The organism is Salifodinibacter halophilus, assembly GCA_012999515.1.
Classification (GTDB): domain Bacteria; phylum Pseudomonadota; class Gammaproteobacteria; order Nevskiales; family Salinisphaeraceae; genus Salifodinibacter; species Salifodinibacter halophilus.
In genome coordinates, this window is the sequence record JABEEB010000034.1 from 1 (window position 1) to 413 (window position 413).

A 413-nucleotide genomic window follows, 5' to 3' on the forward strand; every position below is an offset into this window, starting at 1 on the left:
GCTCGCTGGCAGCGATCCTCTAGAGTCCAGCAGCGCACTGAGATCCAGCTGCCAGCGGGAAATACTGATGCGCAGCGCCGCCAGCGCATAAACGAAGCAGTCGAGTGCCTCATTGCGTCGCTTTTTGCTGTCCCACAGTATTTTTTTCCTGCCATCCACCCATTTTTCGACCTGCTCTTCAGCAGTCAGCTGCTGCGCTTCGGTCAGATCAAAAATATCCGGGTTATTCGGGAAGTGAACGGCACCGGGAAGCGGTTCATCCCCTTCCGGCGTCAGTGTGAAGCGGTTATAAATCTGCTCTTTCGCGGTATCCGTACCGATTTCGGTAAGGTAAACGACCTGCAGGCATGCAAGCTTGGCACTGGCCGTCGTTTTACAACGTCGTGACTGGGAAAACCCTGGCGTTACCCAAC

The 413-nt window shown here is 55.0% G+C and carries 1 pseudogene; it reads right to left on the reverse strand.

Annotation, left to right across the window (positions count from 1 at the left end):
- A pseudogene (locus tag HKX41_10540) lies at nucleotides 1-336 on the reverse strand (phage terminase large subunit family protein).
- Between the last annotated feature and the right edge of the window lie 77 nt (nucleotides 337-413).